Source organism: Pseudomonas sp. JAI115 (genome assembly GCF_014200835.1).
Classification (GTDB): Bacteria; Pseudomonadota; Gammaproteobacteria; order Pseudomonadales; family Pseudomonadaceae; genus Aquipseudomonas; species Aquipseudomonas putida_A.
Genome location: NZ_JACHCY010000001.1, coordinates 626,611 through 645,224, shown reverse-complemented (window position 1 = coordinate 645,224; position 18,614 = coordinate 626,611). Strand labels below are relative to the sequence as shown.

Annotated in this window: 19 protein-coding genes and 1 pseudogene; 13 read left to right on the top strand and 7 right to left on the bottom strand. The window is 54.4% G+C overall.

Annotated features, from left to right (window positions below; genetic code table 11):
- Positions 1-19 precede the first annotated feature (19 nt).
- The 7 genes from HDC30_RS02845 to HDC30_RS02815 all read left to right on the top strand — a co-directional run bounded on the left by HDC30_RS02845 (position 20) and on the right by HDC30_RS02815 (position 4,424).
- Complete coding sequence (locus HDC30_RS02845; protein ID WP_183780596.1) at positions 20-490, top strand: arsenate reductase ArsC; 471 nt, start codon at positions 20-22, stop codon at positions 488-490.
- Positions 491-502: 12 nt separating this feature from the next.
- The gene (arsH, locus tag HDC30_RS02840) at positions 503-1,201 is read left to right on the top strand and encodes an arsenical resistance protein ArsH (RefSeq protein ID WP_183780592.1); all 699 of its coding nucleotides are present in this window, start codon (positions 503-505) and stop codon (positions 1,199-1,201) included.
- A gap of 72 nt (positions 1,202-1,273) precedes the next feature.
- Positions 1,274-2,113, top strand: a complete 840-nt coding sequence (locus HDC30_RS02835) for an AraC family transcriptional regulator (protein WP_095136521.1) — start codon at positions 1,274-1,276, stop codon at positions 2,111-2,113.
- A 68-nt stretch (positions 2,114-2,181) separates the two neighbouring features.
- Positions 2,182-2,760, top strand: a complete 579-nt coding sequence (locus tag HDC30_RS02830) for a LysE family translocator (protein ID WP_183780577.1) — start codon at positions 2,182-2,184, stop codon at positions 2,758-2,760.
- A 170-nt stretch (positions 2,761-2,930) separates the two neighbouring features.
- A complete protein-coding gene (locus tag HDC30_RS02825) occupies positions 2,931-3,479 on the top strand; it encodes a cytochrome b (protein WP_103368885.1) in 549 nt (182 codons plus the stop codon).
- A 236-nt stretch (positions 3,480-3,715) separates the two neighbouring features.
- Positions 3,716-3,931, top strand: a complete 216-nt coding sequence (locus HDC30_RS02820; RefSeq protein ID WP_183780575.1) for a DUF4287 domain-containing protein — start codon at positions 3,716-3,718, stop codon at positions 3,929-3,931.
- A 13-nt stretch (positions 3,932-3,944) separates the two neighbouring features.
- The gene (locus tag HDC30_RS02815; protein ID WP_183780572.1) at positions 3,945-4,424 is read left to right on the top strand and encodes a GNAT family N-acetyltransferase; all 480 of its coding nucleotides are present in this window, start codon (positions 3,945-3,947) and stop codon (positions 4,422-4,424) included.
- Between the two features lie 375 nt (positions 4,425-4,799).
- Here HDC30_RS02815 and HDC30_RS02810 read toward each other — a convergent pair whose 3' ends face one another.
- Positions 4,800-5,339, bottom strand: coding sequence for a thioesterase family protein (locus tag HDC30_RS02810; RefSeq protein WP_183781326.1), 540 nt, complete (start codon positions 5,337-5,339; stop codon positions 4,800-4,802).
- Positions 5,340-5,847: 508 nt separating this feature from the next.
- Here HDC30_RS02810 and HDC30_RS02805 point away from each other — a divergent pair.
- A pseudogene (locus tag HDC30_RS02805) lies at positions 5,848-6,210 on the top strand (DUF6124 family protein).
- Between the two features lie 84 nt (positions 6,211-6,294).
- Here the strand turns inward: HDC30_RS02805 and HDC30_RS02800 are convergent.
- Positions 6,295-7,056: a hypothetical protein gene (locus HDC30_RS02800; protein WP_183780569.1), complete on the bottom strand. Its 762-nt coding sequence runs from the start codon at positions 7,054-7,056 to the stop codon at positions 6,295-6,297.
- Positions 7,057-7,383: 327 nt separating this feature from the next.
- Between HDC30_RS02800 and HDC30_RS02795 the strand changes: the two genes are divergently transcribed.
- From HDC30_RS02795 to HDC30_RS02780, 4 genes are read left to right on the top strand one after another with little or no spacing between them, the layout of a single operon-like run.
- Complete coding sequence (locus HDC30_RS02795; protein WP_183780566.1) at positions 7,384-8,925, top strand: DUF2235 domain-containing protein; 1,542 nt, start codon at positions 7,384-7,386, stop codon at positions 8,923-8,925.
- Positions 8,925-9,581: a DUF2931 family protein gene (locus tag HDC30_RS02790; RefSeq protein ID WP_123586750.1), complete on the top strand. Its 657-nt coding sequence runs from the start codon at positions 8,925-8,927 to the stop codon at positions 9,579-9,581. Before HDC30_RS02795 ends, HDC30_RS02790 begins: the two co-directional genes overlap by 1 nt.
- A 10-nt stretch (positions 9,582-9,591) precedes the next feature.
- Positions 9,592-10,248, top strand: a complete 657-nt coding sequence (locus HDC30_RS02785) for a DUF2931 family protein (protein WP_183780563.1) — start codon at positions 9,592-9,594, stop codon at positions 10,246-10,248.
- A gap of 11 nt (positions 10,249-10,259) precedes the next feature.
- Complete coding sequence (locus HDC30_RS02780; protein WP_183780560.1) at positions 10,260-10,916, top strand: DUF2931 family protein; 657 nt, start codon at positions 10,260-10,262, stop codon at positions 10,914-10,916.
- 173 nt (positions 10,917-11,089) lie between these two features.
- Here HDC30_RS02780 and HDC30_RS29040 read toward each other — a convergent pair whose 3' ends face one another.
- The 5 genes from HDC30_RS29040 to HDC30_RS02755 form a co-directional block, all read right to left on the bottom strand.
- The gene (locus HDC30_RS29040; RefSeq protein ID WP_260319875.1) at positions 11,090-12,649 is read right to left on the bottom strand and encodes a DNA polymerase; all 1,560 of its coding nucleotides are present in this window, start codon (positions 12,647-12,649) and stop codon (positions 11,090-11,092) included.
- Positions 12,642-14,483: an RNA-directed DNA polymerase gene (locus HDC30_RS02770; RefSeq protein ID WP_183780557.1), complete on the bottom strand. Its 1,842-nt coding sequence runs from the start codon at positions 14,481-14,483 to the stop codon at positions 12,642-12,644. The genes HDC30_RS29040 and HDC30_RS02770 overlap by 8 nt, the downstream gene beginning before the upstream one ends.
- Before the next feature lie 423 nt (positions 14,484-14,906).
- Positions 14,907-16,013 carry a DNA alkylation repair protein gene (locus HDC30_RS02765; protein ID WP_183780554.1) on the bottom strand — a complete coding sequence of 369 codons (1,107 nt, stop codon included), beginning with the start codon at positions 16,011-16,013 and terminating at the stop codon, positions 14,907-14,909.
- A 2-nt stretch (positions 16,014-16,015) separates the two neighbouring features.
- The gene (locus tag HDC30_RS02760; protein ID WP_098964391.1) at positions 16,016-16,621 is read right to left on the bottom strand and encodes a glutathione S-transferase; all 606 of its coding nucleotides are present in this window, start codon (positions 16,619-16,621) and stop codon (positions 16,016-16,018) included.
- Positions 16,622-16,682: 61 nt separating this feature from the next.
- Positions 16,683-17,591 (bottom strand): MurR/RpiR family transcriptional regulator, encoded by a 909-nt coding sequence (locus HDC30_RS02755; protein WP_007966905.1) that lies wholly within the window; start codon positions 17,589-17,591, stop codon positions 16,683-16,685.
- 415 nt (positions 17,592-18,006) lie between these two features.
- Here HDC30_RS02755 and HDC30_RS02750 point away from each other — a divergent pair, with 415 nt between their 5' ends.
- Positions 18,007-18,411 (top strand): TraR/DksA family transcriptional regulator, encoded by a 405-nt coding sequence (locus tag HDC30_RS02750; RefSeq protein ID WP_003225981.1) that lies wholly within the window; start codon positions 18,007-18,009, stop codon positions 18,409-18,411.
- The last annotated feature ends 203 nt before the right edge of the window (positions 18,412-18,614 follow it).

Sequence of the window (18,614 nt, the reverse complement as noted above, 5' to 3'; positions counted from 1 at the left end):
ACTATCCCCGGAGCTATCCATGCGTGTCCTGTTCATGTGCACGGCCAACAGTTGCCGCAGCATCCTTTCCGAAGCCATGTTCAATCATCTGGCACGCGAGGGTTTCGAGGCGGTGAGCGCCGGCAGTTTCCCAAAAGGCCAGGTGTTGCCGCGCAGCCTGACGACGCTGCAACAAGCCGGTATCGCTATCGACGGTTTGTACAGCAAAGGCAACGACGCCCTTGAAGGCAACCCGCCGGACATCGTCATCACCGTCTGCGACAAGGCAGCGGGCGAAACCTGCCCGGTGTACTTCGGCCCGGCGATCAAATGTCATTGGGGGCTGGAAGATCCCTCCGATGTGAGCGGTGACGAGGCCGCAGTGGATGCCGCGTTCCGTGCCACGCTGGCGATCATCGAGCGGCGCTGCGCAACCTTCCTCGGTCTTCCTTTCAAATCACTCAGCCGCGTTGAGCTTCAGCGCGAACTGGATCGCATCGGCTCCCTCTGAGCCGGAGGACATATGTCAGAGCACTTGCCCAATCTTGATCACACGCTGTTCGAAGGCCCGATCACATCACCTTCGCACGAACACAAACCGCGCATTCTGCTGCTCTACGGCTCGACCCGCGAACGCTCCTTCAGCCGTCTGCTGGTGGAGGAGGCCGCACGCTTGCTGGAGCACTTCGGTGCCGAGACGCGCATCTTCAATCCGTCCGGTCTGCCGTTGCCGGATGACGCCCCGGTCGACCATCCCAAAGTCCAGGAACTGCGCGAGCTGGTGCTGTGGTCGGAAGGTCAGGTCTGGTGTTCGCCGGAACGTCACGGCGCGATGTCGGCGGTGTTCAAGGCGCAGATCGACTGGATTCCGCTGGAGCTCGGCGCGGTACGTCCGACCCAGGGCAAAACCCTCGCGGTGATGCAGGTCTGCGGCGGTTCGCAGTCGTTCAACGTGGTCAATCAACTGCGCGTGCTGGGGCGCTGGATGCGCATGTTCACCATCCCCAATCAGTCTTCGGTGCCCAAGGCGTTCACGGAATTCGACGAGGCGGGGCGGATGAAACCTTCAGCGTTTTATGACCGCGTGGTTGATGTGATGGAAGAGCTGGTGAAGTTCACCGTGCTGCTGCGCGAGCGCCAGGATTTTCTGGTGGATCGCTATTCCGAGCGCAAGGAAAGTGCCGAGCAACTTATGGCGCGGGTCAATCAACGCTCGATCTGAAATGCACAAACCTTCTAGCCTCAACGCGCCAATTGTGGATTACTGGCTCCAGCCCACCACTGTACGCACGCCATGAGCAACTGGATCGACCTTGCCCGCGACCGGGAAACCGGCATCGAAACCCTGCACGCGCATTTCGCCGGGCACGCGCACGCCTACGATCCGCACTGGCACGAAACCTACCTGATCGGCTTCACCGAGCAAGGCGTGCAGCGCTTCAACAGCCGTCGGGCGCGGCATGACAGCACGCCGGGCAAGGTCTTCATGCTGGAACCCGGCGACATCCATGACGGCGATGCACCGAGCCCGGACGGTTTCACCTATCGCATGCTCTACCTGCAACCGGCATGGCTGGAGCAGGCGCTGGACGGTTTGCATCTGGGCAGTTACGGCAGCGGCTTGCCGGGAATCGGCAGTGTGCTCAACGATGATCCCGAACTGGCCCGGGCCACCTTGTTTGCCTTCAATGCGCTGCATAAGCAGGACGTGCGCATGGTGCGCGATGTGGCGCTGGATGCGTTGCTGGAGCGACTGGCGATTCACCTGTACCGGCGACCGCAACCGACCGCTGCCAACCGCGCGCCATTGATCGCCCGGCAGGCACGCGATTATCTGGTGGCCTACCACGAGCAAGACATCAGCCTGCAAACCCTGGCCGACGTCTGCGGCACCGACCGCTTTCGCCTGACCCGCGCGTTCAAGGCTGCTTATGGACTCGCGCCGCACGCGTGGCTGATCCAGCTGCGCCTCAGTCGTGGCCGGCAAATGCTTGCGGCCGGCATGCAGCCAGTGGAAGTCGCCAGCCGCCTCGGCTTCGCCGACCAGAGCCATTTGGGCCGCTGGTTCGTGCGTGCCTACGGCATCACGCCGGGCGCCTATCAGCAACGCGCTATTGGCACGTTTCGACGCTGAACAAACGTTCAAGACCGCCACACTTCGCAACCGCCAGAGTAGGCCCTGACTTTCTACAGGGCCGTACCATGCTTGCGTTCATCCTCTTTGCCTTCGTTGCCTCGATCACACCGGGGCCGACCAACCTCATCGTCCTCAGCACCAGCGCCCGACGCGGTTGGCGGCCGTGCCTGCCGATCATTCTCGGCGCGGGGGCGGGCGCTGCGTCTTTGGTTTGGGTGGCCGGCGCTGGCGCCAGTACGCTGATGCTGCCCGGCGTGCGTCCGGTGATCAGTGTGCTGGGGATGGGCTGGATGCTGTGGCTGGCGTGGCAGATTTTCACGGCGCCGGCCACCGCCATCGATCCCGCCGCCGGCGAGGAAAAAGCCGAACTGGGCCTGCTCGGCGCCGCGCTGTTGCAATGGGTCAACCCCAAGTCGTGGATGATGGCGATTGCGGTGATCAGCGTATTTACCGCGCAAGGGCAGGGCTTGAACGCGTTGTGCCTGGCGTTCTTTCTGGTGTCGTTGCCGTGTCTGGCGCTGTGGGCGTTGCTCGGTCGCGGTGCTGCGCGCTGGTTGAGCAATCCGGCGCAGTTGCAGTGGCTGAACCGGATTCTGGCGGTGTTGCTGGTGGTGTCATCCGCCGCTGCGTTGCTGCACAACTGAGGCGATGCGTTGAATGAGATAGCGAAGTTTTTTTCACAAAATTTGCAGGTGAAGTGAGGATAATGAGCGGGCAATCTGCAGGGTCTTGAAGCTGCAAGGGCAGGGTGGTGCAATCGGTTCGCCCTGCCATTGCGACGAGACCGTCGCTCACGACAATCACGAGGCACGTTATGACTCGCGACACCGCCGTCACCCGTTATGGAAAACTCTCAATCACCCTGCACTGGCTGATGCTGGCGCTGTTCGTCGGCGTCTATGCCTGTGTCGAAATCAAGGGCTTCATGCCCAAGGGCAGCGAAGCGCGCGGCCTGCTGATGGGCTTCCATGGCCTGTTCGGCGCGAGCATTTTCGTGCTGGTGTGGGTGCGTCTGCTCGGCCGCTTGAGCCCACGCCCGCCGATCACTCCCAAGCCGCCAGCCTGGCAGACCGGCATCTCGCACCTGATGCACCTGGCACTGTACGTGCTGATGATCGCCACGCCGATCCTCGCCTGGCTGATGCTCGCCGCCGCCGACAAACCGTTCCCGTACTTCGGCTTCCACGTCCCGGCACCAGTCGTCATCGACCCGGACTTCGCCAAACAGCTCAAGTACTGGCATGAAACGCTGGGCAGCGCCGGCTACTGGCTGATCGGCTTGCACGCGGCGGCGGGGCTGTTTCACCACTACTGGGTGCGGGATAACACGCTGGTTCGGATGTTGCCGGGCCGCACCGAATAACCTCTTTCCTATTCAACCCCCAATCCCTGTGGGAGCGAGCTTGCTCGCGAAGGCGTCGTGTCAGCCGGCATCATCGCTGACTGACACACCGCCTTCGCGAGCAAGCTCGCTCCCACAGTTTTTTGTGGCGTCTGACAGGACGGGAAAGTTGCCGCAATCGTACTTCGCGTCCACTCTATGATCTGCCGACAAGGAGCGTCGCCGACCCTCCGTCGTGACCCAAGGGAGCTTGCAGCATGAGCGAAGACAACAAGGTAAAAGGCCCGGCGTCGTACTTCCCCTCCATCGAAAAGAAATACGGCCAGCCCATCGATCACTGGCTGAACCTGCTCGCCGGCATCACCGACAAGAAACACATGGAACTGGTGGCGTGGCTCAAGGCAGAACACGGCATGGGCCACGGCCATGCCAATGCGCTGGTCGCGCACCATTTGGCCGCAGGCAAACAGTGAGGGCAGGGCAGCGATGAACTTCACCCACCGGCCCGTAACGGCCGACGACGTCAAAACCCTGTGCGGCTTTCCCCAGGGCGTCCAAGAGTTGTACTTCATGTTCCCGAAAGCGCAGTACCCGCTGACGGAAGAACAGATGCACACCGCGATTAGCCAGCGCTTCGACTCTCCGGCTTTTCTGGCCAACGGCGAGTTCGTCGGTTTCGCCAACTTCTACCGTGCCGAGCACGACGGCGTCTGCTGCATCGGCAACGTCATCGTCGCGCCTTACGCCCGTGGTCAGGGCGTCGCGCGCTACATCGTCGAAACCATGACCGCGGTCGGCTTTGAAAAGTATCAGGCCAGGGAAGTGCAGCTGTCCTGCTTCAACGAAAACACCGCAGGGTTGCTGCTCTACCCGAAACTCGGCTTCGTGCCGTTCTCCATCGAAGAGCACCCGGCACCGGGCGGCAGACGCGCAGCCCTGATCAACATGACCCGCCACCGACAATAGCCATCCCCCAATTCCTATGGGAGCCGGGCTCGCCCGCGATGGCGCCAGCCCGGCCAGACACCCTCCCAAGCCTTGCGCAGAACCTGTGGGAGCTAGCCTGCTAGCGAAGACGCCAGCCCAGTCAAAACGAGTCCCGAGCCTGACCGCGAACCTGTGGGAGCGGGCTTGCTCGCGAAGACGCCAGCCCAGCCAGACGTGCTCCCGAGCCTTGCGCAGAACCTGTGGGAGCTAGCCTGCTAGCGAAGACGCCAGCCCAGTCAAAACGAGTTCCCGAGCCTGACCGCGAACCTGTGGGAGCGGGCTTGCTCGCGAAGACGCCAGCCCAAACGACACCGCGCTGCATCCATAAACACGATCATCCAGGCACCCGATGACTCAAACCTCCTCACCCCTAAGCTGACGGCTCATCAGATCACAACTCGCCGACCACGACGTTAACCACTCCGGCATCTCCGGCGACTGTTCAGGCAATCCCAACTCCCTGACAAACTCACCCGGCGCAATCGTGCCTTTCGCCGAACGAAACAGCCCACGCATGACCACCACGCCGATCACCCGTCCCTTGCTCACGAAGCGATGCTCCATGAAGCTCCATTTGTCGTCCCAGCCAAGCATCCGGCTGTGAATTTCAAACGCTTCAAACAGCTTCAGCTCACGCCGAAATTTGCCCCAGGTATCGCCAACGATCGGCAACGCTTTAGCGCGCAACGCCACCCGAAACGCGCCACTGCGCAACACAAAATCCATGCGCCCGACGTCAGCCATGGTGAAGTAGCGACCATTGGTGACGTGCCGATTCAAATCGAGATCCAGCGGCCACACGCGCATGGGGATCACGGTGGATTCCAGCGCATTGACCGGCTTGCGCCACGGCCGGCGAAAAAGCATGCAGAGCAATCGAAACCACAGATTCATCAGTACGTCAGCCAGTTGAAAAGAGCGCTGCACTCTAGCGACATGGGGGATGGCGAGGTAGGTGCGTAAATGACTTTTTTGAACGGAACAGTGCATTCCGATCATTGCCGGGTGGGTGCTGGATCGGTAGCCCGTTCAACCGGTGGATAAACAGGAAATATTCGGAATGTTTATATGAAGCCTGCGGTTACCACCGACGCCCTACAACGCCTTGCGCCATCGCCTACGAGTACGCCAGAATCCGCCGGCTTGTGCGTCTAGGGCGCGGGTTCTATCGTCTGTCGGTCGCTGAAAAACAGTGATCGGGTTTGGTAGCCCTGAGTTCTCGTAGATTGCATAAGCATCATGTTCCGCAGTGTCTGTTCGACACGGCTTCATGGTGGTCATGCACAGGGCGTCTTCGGGCGCGCCGGTTTTCTACGTCCCGGTCTACCAACCTGCGCATGGCCGCCACCCTCGTTTGGTAGCGAGAGTGATGGCTCCCTTTTTTTGACGTAGGAGCTTCACCATGATCAAACCAACACCCAACCCGCCAGAAACCGACCTCGCATCGCCCTAGGAATCCCTCGATTCGAAAAAGCTCCACGAAGCCGCCGAACGTGCCCTCGATCACTATCTGTCCCCGGCCACCCAAATCATGGCCAGCCCGCACAAACCCGAACCCATGTACCTCGCCAACCCGAAGTGCGACACCGAATCCCTGCTCGCCAACGCCAGCGAAACCCTCGGCTCCGCCAGCGAAATGCTCAACAACTTCGCCGCCACACTCGACACCTCCCACCGCAAAACCGCACTGGGTATCGCCCAGGTCGTCATGCTCGGCGAACTCGCCGTAAACCAGGCCCTCGACAACGTCGAATTACAGGGATAGGCATTAGCCAACTGTGGCGAAGGTGTAAGCGTCGCCACAGTGGAGTGCTGCCGGTTACTAAAAGTTGTTTTTGTCCGTCAGCTATTAATCAAACTGTATTTGTTCTTTTTCAGGTCGCTTTAGTGCTATATCTGTGGGTGGCTGTTCTTTTATCGGGTCTGTTTTAAGTCTTATTTCTCCCGTGACTTTTGCAAGTCTCAACGCGATTGCCGCACCGAGTAAAATTGACGCTGCGTATTTTATTATGTCAAAGATTTTTTCGAAGTGCCTGAAGTCGGATCTTGCTTTCTCAATTGAGTCGCTTTGTATTACATATTTGGCGTGATCTTGGATTAGGTCGTCAAATCTTTCTTTTATCAAAGGGTTGTTAAATCTAATTATTCCTTTGTTCTCATCGGTAAAATAACGGACGATTTTCAAGTCAATTTGCGTTTTAGTCGGCTCATCAGGTCTGATTTTTCTAAACTCCTCGCACGCCGAAGCCAGCTCTTTGGAAAGAGCTGTCACGTGATTGTTTGCTGACGGTGGGAGACAAATCGGGGGGTCGCTAAGCCTCGCAGCTGCCATGTTGAGATTTTGGCTCGTGAGCCGACCGATGCTTTCTTCCATGTTTATAGTGGATTGATTGATCGCAGTTCCCGCTTGGATTGATTGGATGACAAATCCAAAAGCTCCAATTGTAATCCACCAATAATCAGCTTTTTTCCAACCAATATCATCCAGGCGCGTCGGAAGGTACTTGGTTTTCCTGACAAGCCACCAGTAAAAAACATAGTATAGAAAGGCTATGCTTACTGCGATGATGCATGCAATTAACATCATTTGCATGATCGGATCGTACCCCATGTTAGTGCTCCTTTGTTCTTCGAAAATTCGGTAGTTCTCCTTATCGGCAGAGATTTATTTTGCTATAGGCATAGATGCAGATATGGTGCTGTCATCCAGTGGGTGGTCGTTAAATGTAGGTCTCATTAATTGGGGGCTGGGCTGACTTTTCTGAAGCTAAAAAATGATCTGAAGTACGACACCGAATCCATTCTTGCCTACGTCAGCGAAGCCTTCGACACAGACGGTTTTCTCAACTGTGCTGGCACAGAGCCACGCCTTGCGCCCCCAAGCCTCGGCTGTCACCCTTCGGCCCGTTCTTCAAGGATCAGAACAAGGAATCAAGGATTGAGTGGCTACGTTCCCAACCCCCCGAAAAACTACCGCTACGAAGAAGCCAAACCCGTCGACATCCATGCCCAGCGTTGGGCTGAGTATGAGAAGCACGGGAAAGAACCTGCGCGCGAGCCCGAGAAAATCGGCATTGCGTTGAGGATTGGGGTTTTCTTTGATGGTACTGGTAACAACGCAAACAACTCCGCTGCGGGGGTGCTCTGCGGTGCTCATCATCCCATTGCGCCGCAGGATATCGATGCCAGTTGCAAGCCGTACATGAGTGATCCGGATAGCAGCTACGCCAACGACATCAGCAATGTGCAAAAACTGAGTGAGCTCTATTTCGCACCTCAGAAGGCGGAGGGCGATGGTTCGCACAAGCAAGCATTCCGCATGATTTACGTCGAGGGGATCGGTACCCGGTCAGGTGAAGAGGACAGTAAATTCGGCGCTGGCACAGGTCGAGGTGATACGGGTGTTGCGGGACGTGTCCAGCACTCTTTTGAAGAGATCAAATCGCGTATTGAAGATGTTCTGGATAACAATCCAAACAGTGAAATCACGTCTCTGACTTTCGATACGTTCGGCTTCAGTCGAGGCGCCGCGGCGGCACGGCACTTTGCAAATGAAGTCGTTCGCGGAAAACAGGGCCCCTTAGGGAATATATTCCGCAGCAATGCGAGTGACTTCAGTCGAACCTTCATTGACCAGTACAAAAGCAGTATCAATATGGGATTCATTGGTCTGTTCGACACCGTGCCTTCGATTGCTGGCTGGTCCAATCTGGGGAATGTAAAGAGTCCAGTCGCCACGGGCATCAAGCTTTACCTGGACCGTCGTTTTTTTACTGATGTCGTTCAGCTGTCCGCGCGTGATGAGTGTCGGGCCAACTTTGCATTGAGTCGCGTCAAAGCCGATCACCTGGAAATCACTCTTCCAGGTGTGCATTCCGATATTGGTGGTGGCTACCGCGATGAGGTTGAGGAGTGTGTACTCGTCAGTCCGATGCAAACGCTTGAGGTCTCGCAGTTTACCGATGTATCTACCACGTCCATCTACCGGGATGCTGTGGCTTTGAAAAATCAGTGGGTCTCCAAAGGCTGGTTTGAAGACATGCTGGAGATTGTTACTCCTGAGGCGCTTCTCCTACCTGTAGATCAACAAGATCGGCTCAGCCCTCGCAGGAAGCGTGTTTATGCCGCCGTACAACTCAAACGTCCTGTGAGCGGTCTGTTGTCGAGGGTGTACCTGCGAGTGATGTATAGCCTCGCAAAGGAAAAGGGTGTTCGATTCAACGAGATTCCCGGAACGGCCGCTCTGGCGGTGCCCTCAGAACTGCAGGCACTGTGTGATCGATTTGTGGCGGGTGACTACAGCACGACTCAGGATGAGGAGAAATTGCTGAAGTTGAAATACATTCATATGTCAGCTAACTGGAATCATCCACTTGGAAGAAGGGATGGCAGTGGTATCCGAGCCGTCTACATCAACGCACCCACCGAAGACATGATTCGTGTGCAACATCCCCATGTACCTGACTGGACTCTCTGGTAATGAAACTAATCGTCACCTTACTTCTTACTTTGTTCATGACCGGTTGCCAGTCTGCTGATCCGCTCTCGGCCAAAAACGATCCTAAATCCGAATGGTGGGAACTGGCTTTCACTGAACCCGATTACATGAAGGTTTGGGTGGAGGACAGTTCGGTGCAGGATATTACCGGCAGAGTCTTCTTCAGAACCGGCGGGGGGACTGCTGCTGGCGGAGAACCTGAAGACGGTACTGAGTCTGCCCGCGGCTGGACAGGGGTGGGAGGCAGCGGAAAAAGAGTGGTGGGTGCCGATCTACCCATCCGCATTTATGTCCGATGGCAATCGATCGTCGAGCAGAAAACTTGGCAAGCGTGGGTGGATATCCCTGAGGAGGCCAGACAAATAATGGTGACCTCCACAAATCAACGATGCCCGGAAAGGCCCGAAAGAACAGCGCGTTACATGGCTTCAGTTTATTTGGGGCTCGCTCCGGGTGGTGTTGTTCAGGTGTGGGTGAGGGATTCATGCCACCGACCAATCAAGGTTGCTAGAGCGCAAGGCGAAATCGACCCGCTGGGTCCGGAGCGGGGGAAAAACGGTGGTCGTTATGCCTACCCTGTGAGTGAAAAGGCCAAGCGCTATATCGACAAGTACGGTATTCCGTACGGGAGTTGGTAATCGTCGCCTGATGAAACTACTTACAACGATGCTTTGTGTTCTGTTGATCAGCGGGTGCCAGTCAAACGATCCGCTTTCAGCAAAGAACGACCCTAAATCTCCATGGTGGGAGCTGGGTTTTACCGAACCTGACTACATGAAGGTCTGGGTAGAAGACAGCGCCGTGGAAGACATAAAGGGCAAGACGTTTCTACGCACTGGCGGTGGAATCGCATCGGGCGGGCAGCCTGAAGACGGTACAGAGTCGGCCCGAGGTTGGGACGGAGTGGGTGCATCCGCTAAAGCCGTGGTAGGCGCTGATCTCCCAAAACGAATTTTCGTTCGCTGGCAGTCCATCGTGGAGCCTCAGACCTATCGCGCATGGGTGGATATACCCGAAGAAGCCAGACAAATGATGCTGACCTCGGTCAACCAGCGCTGTGCGAAAACCCCGGACCAAAAAGCTACCTATATATCCTCGGTCTACCTGGGATTGGCTCCCGGAGGTGTCGTACAAGTGTGGGTTAGAGACTCCTGCCACCATCCAATCAAAGTGGCTAAAGCCCAAGCTGAAATCGAACCGCTAGGACCAAGCCAAGGTAAAACCCAAGGGCGTTACGCTTATCCTGTCACTGAAAAGTCCAAGCGATATATCGAGAAATTCGGCATCCCTTACGGGAGTTGGTAAGCGGTAAACCAATGAAACTATGCATTGTGGCGGTATGCATGTTGTTACTGAGCGGCTGCCAGTCTGCCTCTCCGCTTTCCGTAAAAAACGACCCGAAAGCCGATTCATGGGAGCTTGCGTTCACCGAACCCTATTACATGAAGGTTTGGGTTGAGGACAGTGCCGTCGAAGACATAAACGGCAAGCTATTCACGCGCACGGGCGAAGGCACAGCCGCTGGTGGTGAACCAGAGAATGGCAAAGAGTCCGCGCGCGGTTGGCATGCGGTGGGCGCGGCTGCGAAACCAGTGATTGGCGCAGACTTGCCCAAACGCATTTACGTGCGCTGGCAATCCATTGTCGAGCGGCAGACCTATGAGGTTTGGGTGGATGTGCCTGAAGAGGCGAGGCAACTGATGGTGCAATCGGTCAGTCAGCGCTGCCCGGAAACACCAGAGGAACAGGCCAGCTATAGCGCATCTATTTATCTAGGGTTGGCTCCAGGGGGCGTTGTACAAGTCTTTGTTCGGGACTTGTGCCATCGTCCTGTCAAGGTCGCCAGAGCACAGGCAGAGATTGAACCGCTGGGGCCTGGTCAAGGTAAGATCCAAGGGCGTTACGCGTATCCTGTCAGTGAAAAGTCCAAATGGTATGTCGATAAATTCGGCATACCATACGGGAGTTGGTAGTAGACCGGCAGGAGACATTTCTCTTGCCTATCTTTCAGTGGCGTTGTTGTGAGTAATAATCTTTGACAGCTACCGCGTCAACGCTGGCTTCAACGAAGGTCCGCACCAGAAACGGTCGATTGTTGGCGCCACAAAAAACAAGGAGCCAGCATAGGCTTTGTTATTTTCATTCGTTAGGCAATCTGGACTGCTTCTGGAGGAGGACCAAACGGCGCCAACGATGCTTTTCCTGTCACCTTGTGTTCAAAGTGGTTGGACATAGCCTCTGCAAAAATTTTGACTACGACTTGCGGGTCAAAACCTGCCTGATGCTGGAAAAGCACGGCATCATGCATTGGCACTTTTAGCTCGACTCGTGGATCACCGCTCATCGTAATTAAAGCCTTTTTAAAAATAAGTGATGCGGTACCTTGTACTTGCTGGCTGATTGAAGATCTTTTCTCCTTTTCACTTAAAACTCCCGTTCGCTCCCGCTTAATATGGTTGCCAAGAGTCGTTCCAATTTTGCCCTCTGTTTCAAATTGAGTGTAAACTCTGGATTTCCAATCCTCAAATTCAGAGAATTGTTTAAAAAAAACTTTTGCATGTTGTCTGTCTGCACCGTACCCGTACGCCGCATCAATTAAGTCACGATGCCTCATTCCATACGCGTAAGATAGGAATAGCCGCTTCGCCTCTTTTCGTTTTGTTACATCCCGGAAAATAGATTTCGCCGCTATTTCATAGAGATCACCTTCCGCATAAAGTTTCGTAAGTAGTGAATCGCCGGATAGCGCGGCCATAATTCCGGCCTCGTACTGATCGTAATCGACGTAGGAGAAGAGTTTTCCTTCATCTGGGACCAGTATGTCTCGGTGTTGCTTAGCAAGATTTTGCAATGATGGGTCTTTAAAGTAAATGCGCGAGGTAATCGAACCGAATGAATCTACTATTGGGAAAATTTTTTTCTGGCTAAGCGGTATTGCCGCCAATACCATCCTAGATTTATGAATTTTTCTTAGATTTAATAAGTCGTCAGCATATTCGTCCTGCATTGGGACAAAATTGAGTACGTAATCTACATTTACGCCAGAAAAATCAAAGCCGCGAGGCTCTAAGTATTCCACTACATCCTCATCTGATGGGACCTCCAGAGGCACACTGTATTTGGACGAAAAGTGCTTTAGGGCCATGTAAAAATCGAATTCTATCTTATTCTTGTGGCCTCTGAGTACTTCCGTGCTTATATTTATTCCAGCCGCAGCAGAACCTATCAGGTAGCGCGCGACAGGCTGTTCTACTTGGATTAGCCTGTCCCATTCCTGCTCGCGTTTTGCCTCGGCTTCAACTTGGTTAGAATACGATACGAGAGCATCGGCGAACACGGAAAGAGTTTCTTCGCAGATTTCTTCTTTCCTGTTAAAAATCGCGAGATATTTTTGTATGGTCTCTTTGGGTATAAGACTTTGAAGTGCATTGGTGATGTCTATCTTTTCTTTTTGCTCTCTCTCGGATCTCTTCCCAGAGATGGAAATCCTCAACTCTTCAACGTCTGTAATTATGTTTGGGAGCCTCCCAGTTAGTCTGAAAAGTATTGGGGCTATAAGCCAGTAATCATGACAAACCAGCTCTTCTGTTTGAGAAGAGGTATCTTCAGCAGATACCTCTTTCAGGACTTTATCAGACCAAAGAAAGAACCTGTCCTTTCCTTGATCTGTGTAATCCCTGATGAAAATTAGAGCCTTTTTAGTCATATGGGCTTATCTCTTCATATAGTTCCATTGGGCTTCTTGGTTCGCGTTCTGTAAGAGGCCGTCCTTCTTTGAAATGAGATCTCGCTCGCGTGGCAGTACCCTTTATCTTTGTTTTTAACTCTGATATTAAAGGTCGTAAGTCTTCCCTGCCAAATTCGCTAGTGGCAAGCAAAAAATTTCTTTGGTGGTAAAAAGGCCATGTACTTTTGAATTGCGGGATGACTGGAATTAATGCAGAACTTTCATCAACGCAGCGGAGGTATATGAAGATCGCGGATGCTTCCGCTTGAAGAACGTCCGTCTGTATTTTTGCGGATGCGTACTGAAGAATTTTTTCACTTTTGTAGCGGTTCTTCGCAAGCAACAACCAAAGATGAAAATTTTGCCAGGAATGAATGGATTTTTCATCATCCATCAAATATTGAGTGATTTTTCCGTGGTCATCTTCTGTTAAGTTTAGGGCTGAAAGAAGTCGGCAGTATTGGTCTGTAGAGGCAGCGTGATCTTCTAACGTTTCTATTATTAGCAGTTTCAGATCGTCTGAAATCTCTGTGTGGATATCAAAGATCTTCGCTTCGCTCAGTTGAATTAGACGATTCACTGCAAATCGAAACTGTCGTGACTGAGTTTGCTTGTTGTCTATGCATTCTTTTAGTAACTGATATATATACTTTGCTGATCTTGCTATAACTCTTCTGCTTCTGGAACGCCACATGCTGTCGATTGTAAGTGTTCTATCGTCGGTAGTTGGGAAGTATTCGGCGATTTCGGAGTCTGAAGTATCCTTTGTAAGAATCGCGGTTTTTCCTGAGTTAATATTCATTCCGAATTTTCGGAGCTGATTTATTAAATCTGTAAGCGCTTTTTTGGCTGTTCGCGGTGAAGAGCAAATTATCCTGATGTCATCCACATACCGATAGTAGTCGTATCCCAAAGCCACCATGTTCTGGTCAACTGCGTTGAGTACTACGTTGGCAATGAAGGAAGAGGCATCTCTATTTTGAGGGAGTCCATGTCTCTCGTTGTATCCCCATCTTGCCAGAAGTGTACATAGCGTATGTATTGCATTTCGAATTAAAGTCTTCTCAGGTCCTGATGCGCTCACTTGTTTAAGCATTATTTCAAAAGATGTACGTATGGCCGTTAGGGAAATGTTCTCGAAATAGTTAATTAGGTCGGTGACTAGCAGCGATTGGTCGTTAGAAAGTGCTGTTTTCGTTACGCCCTCGAAGGTTTTCCATAAATCGATACGGCTTTTAAATATGTATTTTTCGGACGATCGCCTTTTGTTATATCTATGGCCTAGTACCCGATGAGATAATAGCGGGTCATAAAATGGCATCAAATAAGAGCAAATAGCTTGATATATGAAGCGATCATAGAAGTCGGTCTCTAGTGAATAACGAACTCCTAGCCCTTTTTTGGGGATGTCGTACGCCTGTCTTTCACAGCCTAAGTAACATCCATTTTCTTCAAGCAGGAGTGACTTTAGTGTGTCGTGCAGTTGTAACTTGTTAGAAAATAAATCTTGGTGCTGCAGTACGTCAACGAACCAATCATCGCGCATATCTTGATTTAAGTGTTGTAATACTGCGTCGATATCAATTGGGAAGGCTAATAGCTCAAGAGGCTCTTTGCTGTCTAAAGCTATAAGCTTTCTAGAGTTTGACTCTTTAAATAGTGTGTTTAGTTTTTTTCGAAACACATTATCTTTAAGTATTGTCTTGTTGTTTTGTATCTCTGACAGCAACAGGTCTAACGTAAGATGAAGTTGATCGCTTTCACAGGTGGCGGTGATTTCGTCGCTCTTTTCGGAAGCAATTTCTGTTTCCATACTTCAATCCTTGATAGTTAAGGTAGCGCGGCCAAATCACCCATTTAAATTTCTATTTTCCATGCCGCCAATTAGACCTTTCGTCGACGCTTGCGACGATGCGTAAAAATTCTGCGAGATAGCGTTATCCGAATGTCCCGTCGAAGTCTATTTGGTAGCATGTCCGCTGGCGTATTTCCACAGGAATAGAAAGAATCATTGAGGCTAAATTTTCTGTCGAATCGTGGGGCCTCCGTTGTAGTGACACCCGGCTGTCGTCGGGAGTGAGGCAAACGATGGCGTCTGTCACCGTCTGTCACCGTCTGCCTGAGTCGCTACTGATTTTTTTAGATACCTTGAGGTTCGGCTATTGGCCGAAAGCCGCCCCACCCGTAACTCTCTATCAGTCCGAGTATTGCCAGATTAACGAATCCACACACGGCCTCATCCAGCAACGATGTCAAACGCGGCACTCCCCAAAACCTCCCCATTAACCAAAACCCTAACCCCATGCCGCCCCAAAAAATGCTTCCGCGTCGTAAAATCCCGAATCACCTGACGCCTCCCCACAACCACTTCCCCAAACCCCGCCAACTCCACCGTCTTCAATTTAAAAACCTTCCCCGAAACCCCGCCATTCGCCTTCACATAGTCAATCGCATAATCAATCACCAACCGCTGTTCATGCGCCACCGTCGACTTCACTGTAAACGACAACGTAATCGCCTCACCCAACCTCACCGCCGCCGGCTCAACCCGCACATCCAGCAACTCAACCTCAGCCTTGGCCCCCGCGCCAATCACCGTCAGCGCGCGCAGATCGCCCTGTTTGATCAAGCTGCGCAGCGCATGCTTGGCAATCCACGCCGTGTGTTTGTTCTCCAGTGGCCAGCCTTCAATCGTGTCCAGCACCCATTCTGGATGCTCTTTGGTCACGTCATTCAAATGGTTCGCCACGGACTTGCGCACGTACAGACTCTCGTCGGCTTTCAACCGATCCAGTATTCCGGCAACCAGTTGCGGGTTGGCTTGCACGGCTTCCAGGCGGAATGACCAGGGCAGGCGGGGGCGGGTGCCTTCGCTGGCGAGGCGGCGGATGTGGTGGTTTTGGTCTTGGGTCCAGTCGTGCATGAGTTCCAGCGAGCGTTCGAGGTCGCTGCGCAGGAAGTGGCGGATGGCGAATTCGGAGGAGCCGAAGGTGGTGAAGTATTTCAGTGCTTGCATCGAGGTATCGAAGGCGTGGCCGCCGTAGCTGGCGACGTAGTGCGGCAGGCACATGCTGACGAATCCGCTGTTGAGGCGGGGGGCGAGTTCGCGCAGAACTTCGAGGGAATCTTCGTAGTCCAGTGGCAGCACGGCGTGCAGGCTTTCGCTGACGCGGGCCATGCGTTGCATCACCGACAGTTCGGCCAGCCCATGGTTGGCGTGCTTGAGAAACGCCTTGGCCTTGAACGCCGGGTACACGGCGCTCATTTCGCTGGCGATGTGTTGCAGGCGCTCGGCGTTGAAGATTTCCTTTAACGCCGGGGCGGCGGTGTCGGTGGTGCTCATGGTCAGGTCATCGGGGTGCTGACGAACGCTTCGAGGGTTTCGGCGTACGCGGTGTATTGGGCGATGTGCGGGTAGCGGCGGGTGTCGATCTGGTCGGGGACTACGAGGTCGGTGAAGCTCCAGGCGACGGCGAGGCTGATGCCGGCCTGTGTGAGGGTGCCGTCGGTGGGCAGGCCGGTTTTTTCCAGTTCCTGTTCGAGGGCGGTGAACGCGGCGGCGAGTTGGCCTTCGACGCGTTCGACCCACGGTTGGTATTGAATGTCGGCCGGGCGCAGGTTGCGTTCGTAGTAGAGCTGCACGGCTTTTTCGCAGGCGGCGAGGCTGAGGCCGATCAGGCGCAGGGCGTGGGCGCGTTGTTGGAGGTCGCTCGGCAGCAGGCTTTTGCCGCTGGCGGCTTCGAGGTAGTCGAGGATGAGGGTGGAATCCATCAGGACCACGCCGTCGTCGAGGATCAGCGTGGGCGCCTTGACCACCGGGTTGATCTGCTGGAATTGCTCGAAGTGACGGAACACCGAGACCGATTCATGTTCGAGGTCGATGCCGAGGCGTTTGGCGGAGATCGCCACGCGGCGCACGTAAGGGGAGTCCAGCATGCCGATCAGTTTCATGACGCGTTCCTTCAAGTCGAACCGGTGGGAAGGCATAACCTAGCCGAGCCTGAGGCAAATGTCAGTCGTCAAAACCGGCTTGTTCGTGAATCTCATCCACATTCAATTCCAGTCGATACGCCACCGCCACGAACAGCGCCTGACACAAACACAACGTCGCACTCAGCGAACGGAACGCCAGTGCGCTGCCCTCATTCACCAGCAGCAGGCTGTTGGCGTTTTTGGCCAAAGGCGAGAGGTGGCTGTCGGTGAGGATCAGGGTGTTGGCCTGTTGCTGGCGGGCGTAGCGCAGGCAGTGTTGGGTTTCCTTGGCGTAGGGGGTGAAGCTGATGGCGATGACCAAATCACCGCTACGCACGCTGCGCATCTGCTCGCGATAACTGCCACCCAGTCCGGAAACCAGATGAATCCGCTTGTGAGTGTGTTGCAAGTTGTAAACGAGGTAGTCGGCGACGGCGAAGGAGCGACGTACGCCGACGACATAGATGTTGTCGGCGTTGACGATCAGGTCGACGGCTTTTTCGAACGCGACGTCGTCGAGTTCGCGGCCCAGGCGTTCGATGCCGGAGCGGGTGGCGTCGATGCATTCGCGGGCGAGGTCGCCGTCGCTGGCTTGCTGCGACTGGTTGGCGATCATGCTGCGGATGCGTTGCTGGTAGTTGTGCACCGGCGAGGCTTTGTGGGTGTAGGCGGCGCGGAACAGCGCCTGCATCTCGCTGAAGCCGCTGAAGCCGAAGCGCTGCGAAAAGCGCACGATGGCGGACGGATGCACCTCGCATTCCCGGGCGATGTCGCTGATGCGATCGACCATGATCCGGTCGCTTTGCTGGCTCATGTAGCTGGCGATGCGCTTGAGTTGGCGCGGCAGGGTGTCGTATTCGTCGGTGATCAGTTGCAGCAGACGCTCGGCATTGATCGGGGGGCTGGCGAGGGGGCGCTCGTCGTTGGCCGGCAGATCGGGGCGGGGCATAAGTCTTCCTTCAGGCTGATCAAATCACACAAAGTGCTGGGTTGTGGCTGATGTTAGGAGGGCTTTTGGGGTTCTGCTTGGCTGAAACGATGCACCGGGAGTAGAAAAATTCGCGATGAGGGCACCAGCGGCTAGCCGTTTGTCTTCTATATACAGCCGCTCGACTGAATTTCTTGCTATAAACGCACTCCGATGACCGCCATGAAGCCTGTGTCAGAGCTGTTTACGGCTGTTGTCGGACAAATTCCCGGTATTTACAGTTGCTGAGGCCTCAAACGGGCCTTAGACTGCCGCCCCTTCGTAAATTGAGTGCCGGGTGGCGTTTGCAATAAACGATGCCTTTTCGTCGACCGGACACGGTTCGCCGGAACGCTCCCTATTTCGCCTTAATGCACGTTTTTTTATAGAGATATCAATGACAAAGGACAAGTTGCTGGCCATGCCGGCAGATGACTACATGAATGCCGAGCAACACGCTTTCTTCACTGAGCTGTTGCAGAACATGAAAGTCGAAACCCACGAGCGCATTGAGCAAAACCGTATCGCCATCGAAAGCCTGGACACTCCGGCCGACCCGGCGGACGCGGCTTCGGTTGAAGAAGAGCGCACCTGGCTGGTGAACGCGATCGATCGCGACCAGCGCATGCTGCCGCAACTGGAACAAGCCCTTGAGCGCATCAAGGAAGACAGTTTTGGCTGGTGCGACGACAGCGGCGAGGCCATCGGCCTGAAACGCCTGCTGATCAGCCCGACCACCAAGTACTGCATCGAAGCTCAAGAGCGTCACGAGCAGATCGACAAGCACCAGCGTCAGGCCTGATTCCATGGCTGCCCCCTGAATCGGGGGCGCCTGCAAAAGATCGCAGCCTTCGTCAGCTCCTACACGAGCTGACGGGGCTGCGATCTTTGCTTTTGCTCGTCTGCGATATGTTGCGCGCCGTTCCATTGACCTGCTGCAGACTCCACGACTAACGGACCATGGATAATGGCGTTCTAGTGGCGTTTAATGCAGTCACAACAATG

What these genes read in the sequence shown, in the direction of transcription:
- HDC30_RS02845 (WP_183780596.1), top strand. Translation starts at nt 20, where the DNA reads ATGCGTGTCCTGTTCATGTGCACGGCCAACAGTTGCCGCAGCATCCTT.
- arsH (WP_183780592.1), top strand. Translation starts at nt 503, where the DNA reads ATGTCAGAGCACTTGCCCAATCTTGATCACACGCTGTTCGAAGGCCCG.
- HDC30_RS02835 (WP_095136521.1), top strand. Translation starts at nt 1,274, where the DNA reads ATGAGCAACTGGATCGACCTTGCCCGCGACCGGGAAACCGGCATCGAA.
- HDC30_RS02830 (WP_183780577.1), top strand. Translation starts at nt 2,182, where the DNA reads ATGCTTGCGTTCATCCTCTTTGCCTTCGTTGCCTCGATCACACCGGGG.
- HDC30_RS02825 (WP_103368885.1), top strand. Translation starts at nt 2,931, where the DNA reads ATGACTCGCGACACCGCCGTCACCCGTTATGGAAAACTCTCAATCACC.
- HDC30_RS02820 (WP_183780575.1), top strand. Translation starts at nt 3,716, where the DNA reads ATGAGCGAAGACAACAAGGTAAAAGGCCCGGCGTCGTACTTCCCCTCC.
- HDC30_RS02815 (WP_183780572.1), top strand. Translation starts at nt 3,945, where the DNA reads ATGAACTTCACCCACCGGCCCGTAACGGCCGACGACGTCAAAACCCTG.
- HDC30_RS02810 (WP_183781326.1), bottom strand. Translation starts at nt 5,339, where the DNA reads ATGAATCTGTGGTTTCGATTGCTCTGCATGCTTTTTCGCCGGCCGTGG.
- HDC30_RS02800 (WP_183780569.1), bottom strand. Translation starts at nt 7,056, where the DNA reads ATGGGGTACGATCCGATCATGCAAATGATGTTAATTGCATGCATCATC.
- HDC30_RS02790 (WP_123586750.1), top strand. Translation starts at nt 8,925, where the DNA reads ATGAAACTAATCGTCACCTTACTTCTTACTTTGTTCATGACCGGTTGC.
- HDC30_RS02785 (WP_183780563.1), top strand. Translation starts at nt 9,592, where the DNA reads ATGAAACTACTTACAACGATGCTTTGTGTTCTGTTGATCAGCGGGTGC.
- HDC30_RS02780 (WP_183780560.1), top strand. Translation starts at nt 10,260, where the DNA reads ATGAAACTATGCATTGTGGCGGTATGCATGTTGTTACTGAGCGGCTGC.
- HDC30_RS29040 (WP_260319875.1), bottom strand. Translation starts at nt 12,649, where the DNA reads ATGACTAAAAAGGCTCTAATTTTCATCAGGGATTACACAGATCAAGGA.
- HDC30_RS02770 (WP_183780557.1), bottom strand. Translation starts at nt 14,483, where the DNA reads ATGGAAACAGAAATTGCTTCCGAAAAGAGCGACGAAATCACCGCCACC.
- HDC30_RS02765 (WP_183780554.1), bottom strand. Translation starts at nt 16,013, where the DNA reads ATGAGCACCACCGACACCGCCGCCCCGGCGTTAAAGGAAATCTTCAAC.
- HDC30_RS02760 (WP_098964391.1), bottom strand. Translation starts at nt 16,621, where the DNA reads ATGAAACTGATCGGCATGCTGGACTCCCCTTACGTGCGCCGCGTGGCG.
- HDC30_RS02755 (WP_007966905.1), bottom strand. Translation starts at nt 17,591, where the DNA reads ATGCCCCGCCCCGATCTGCCGGCCAACGACGAGCGCCCCCTCGCCAGC.
- HDC30_RS02750 (WP_003225981.1), top strand. Translation starts at nt 18,007, where the DNA reads ATGACAAAGGACAAGTTGCTGGCCATGCCGGCAGATGACTACATGAAT.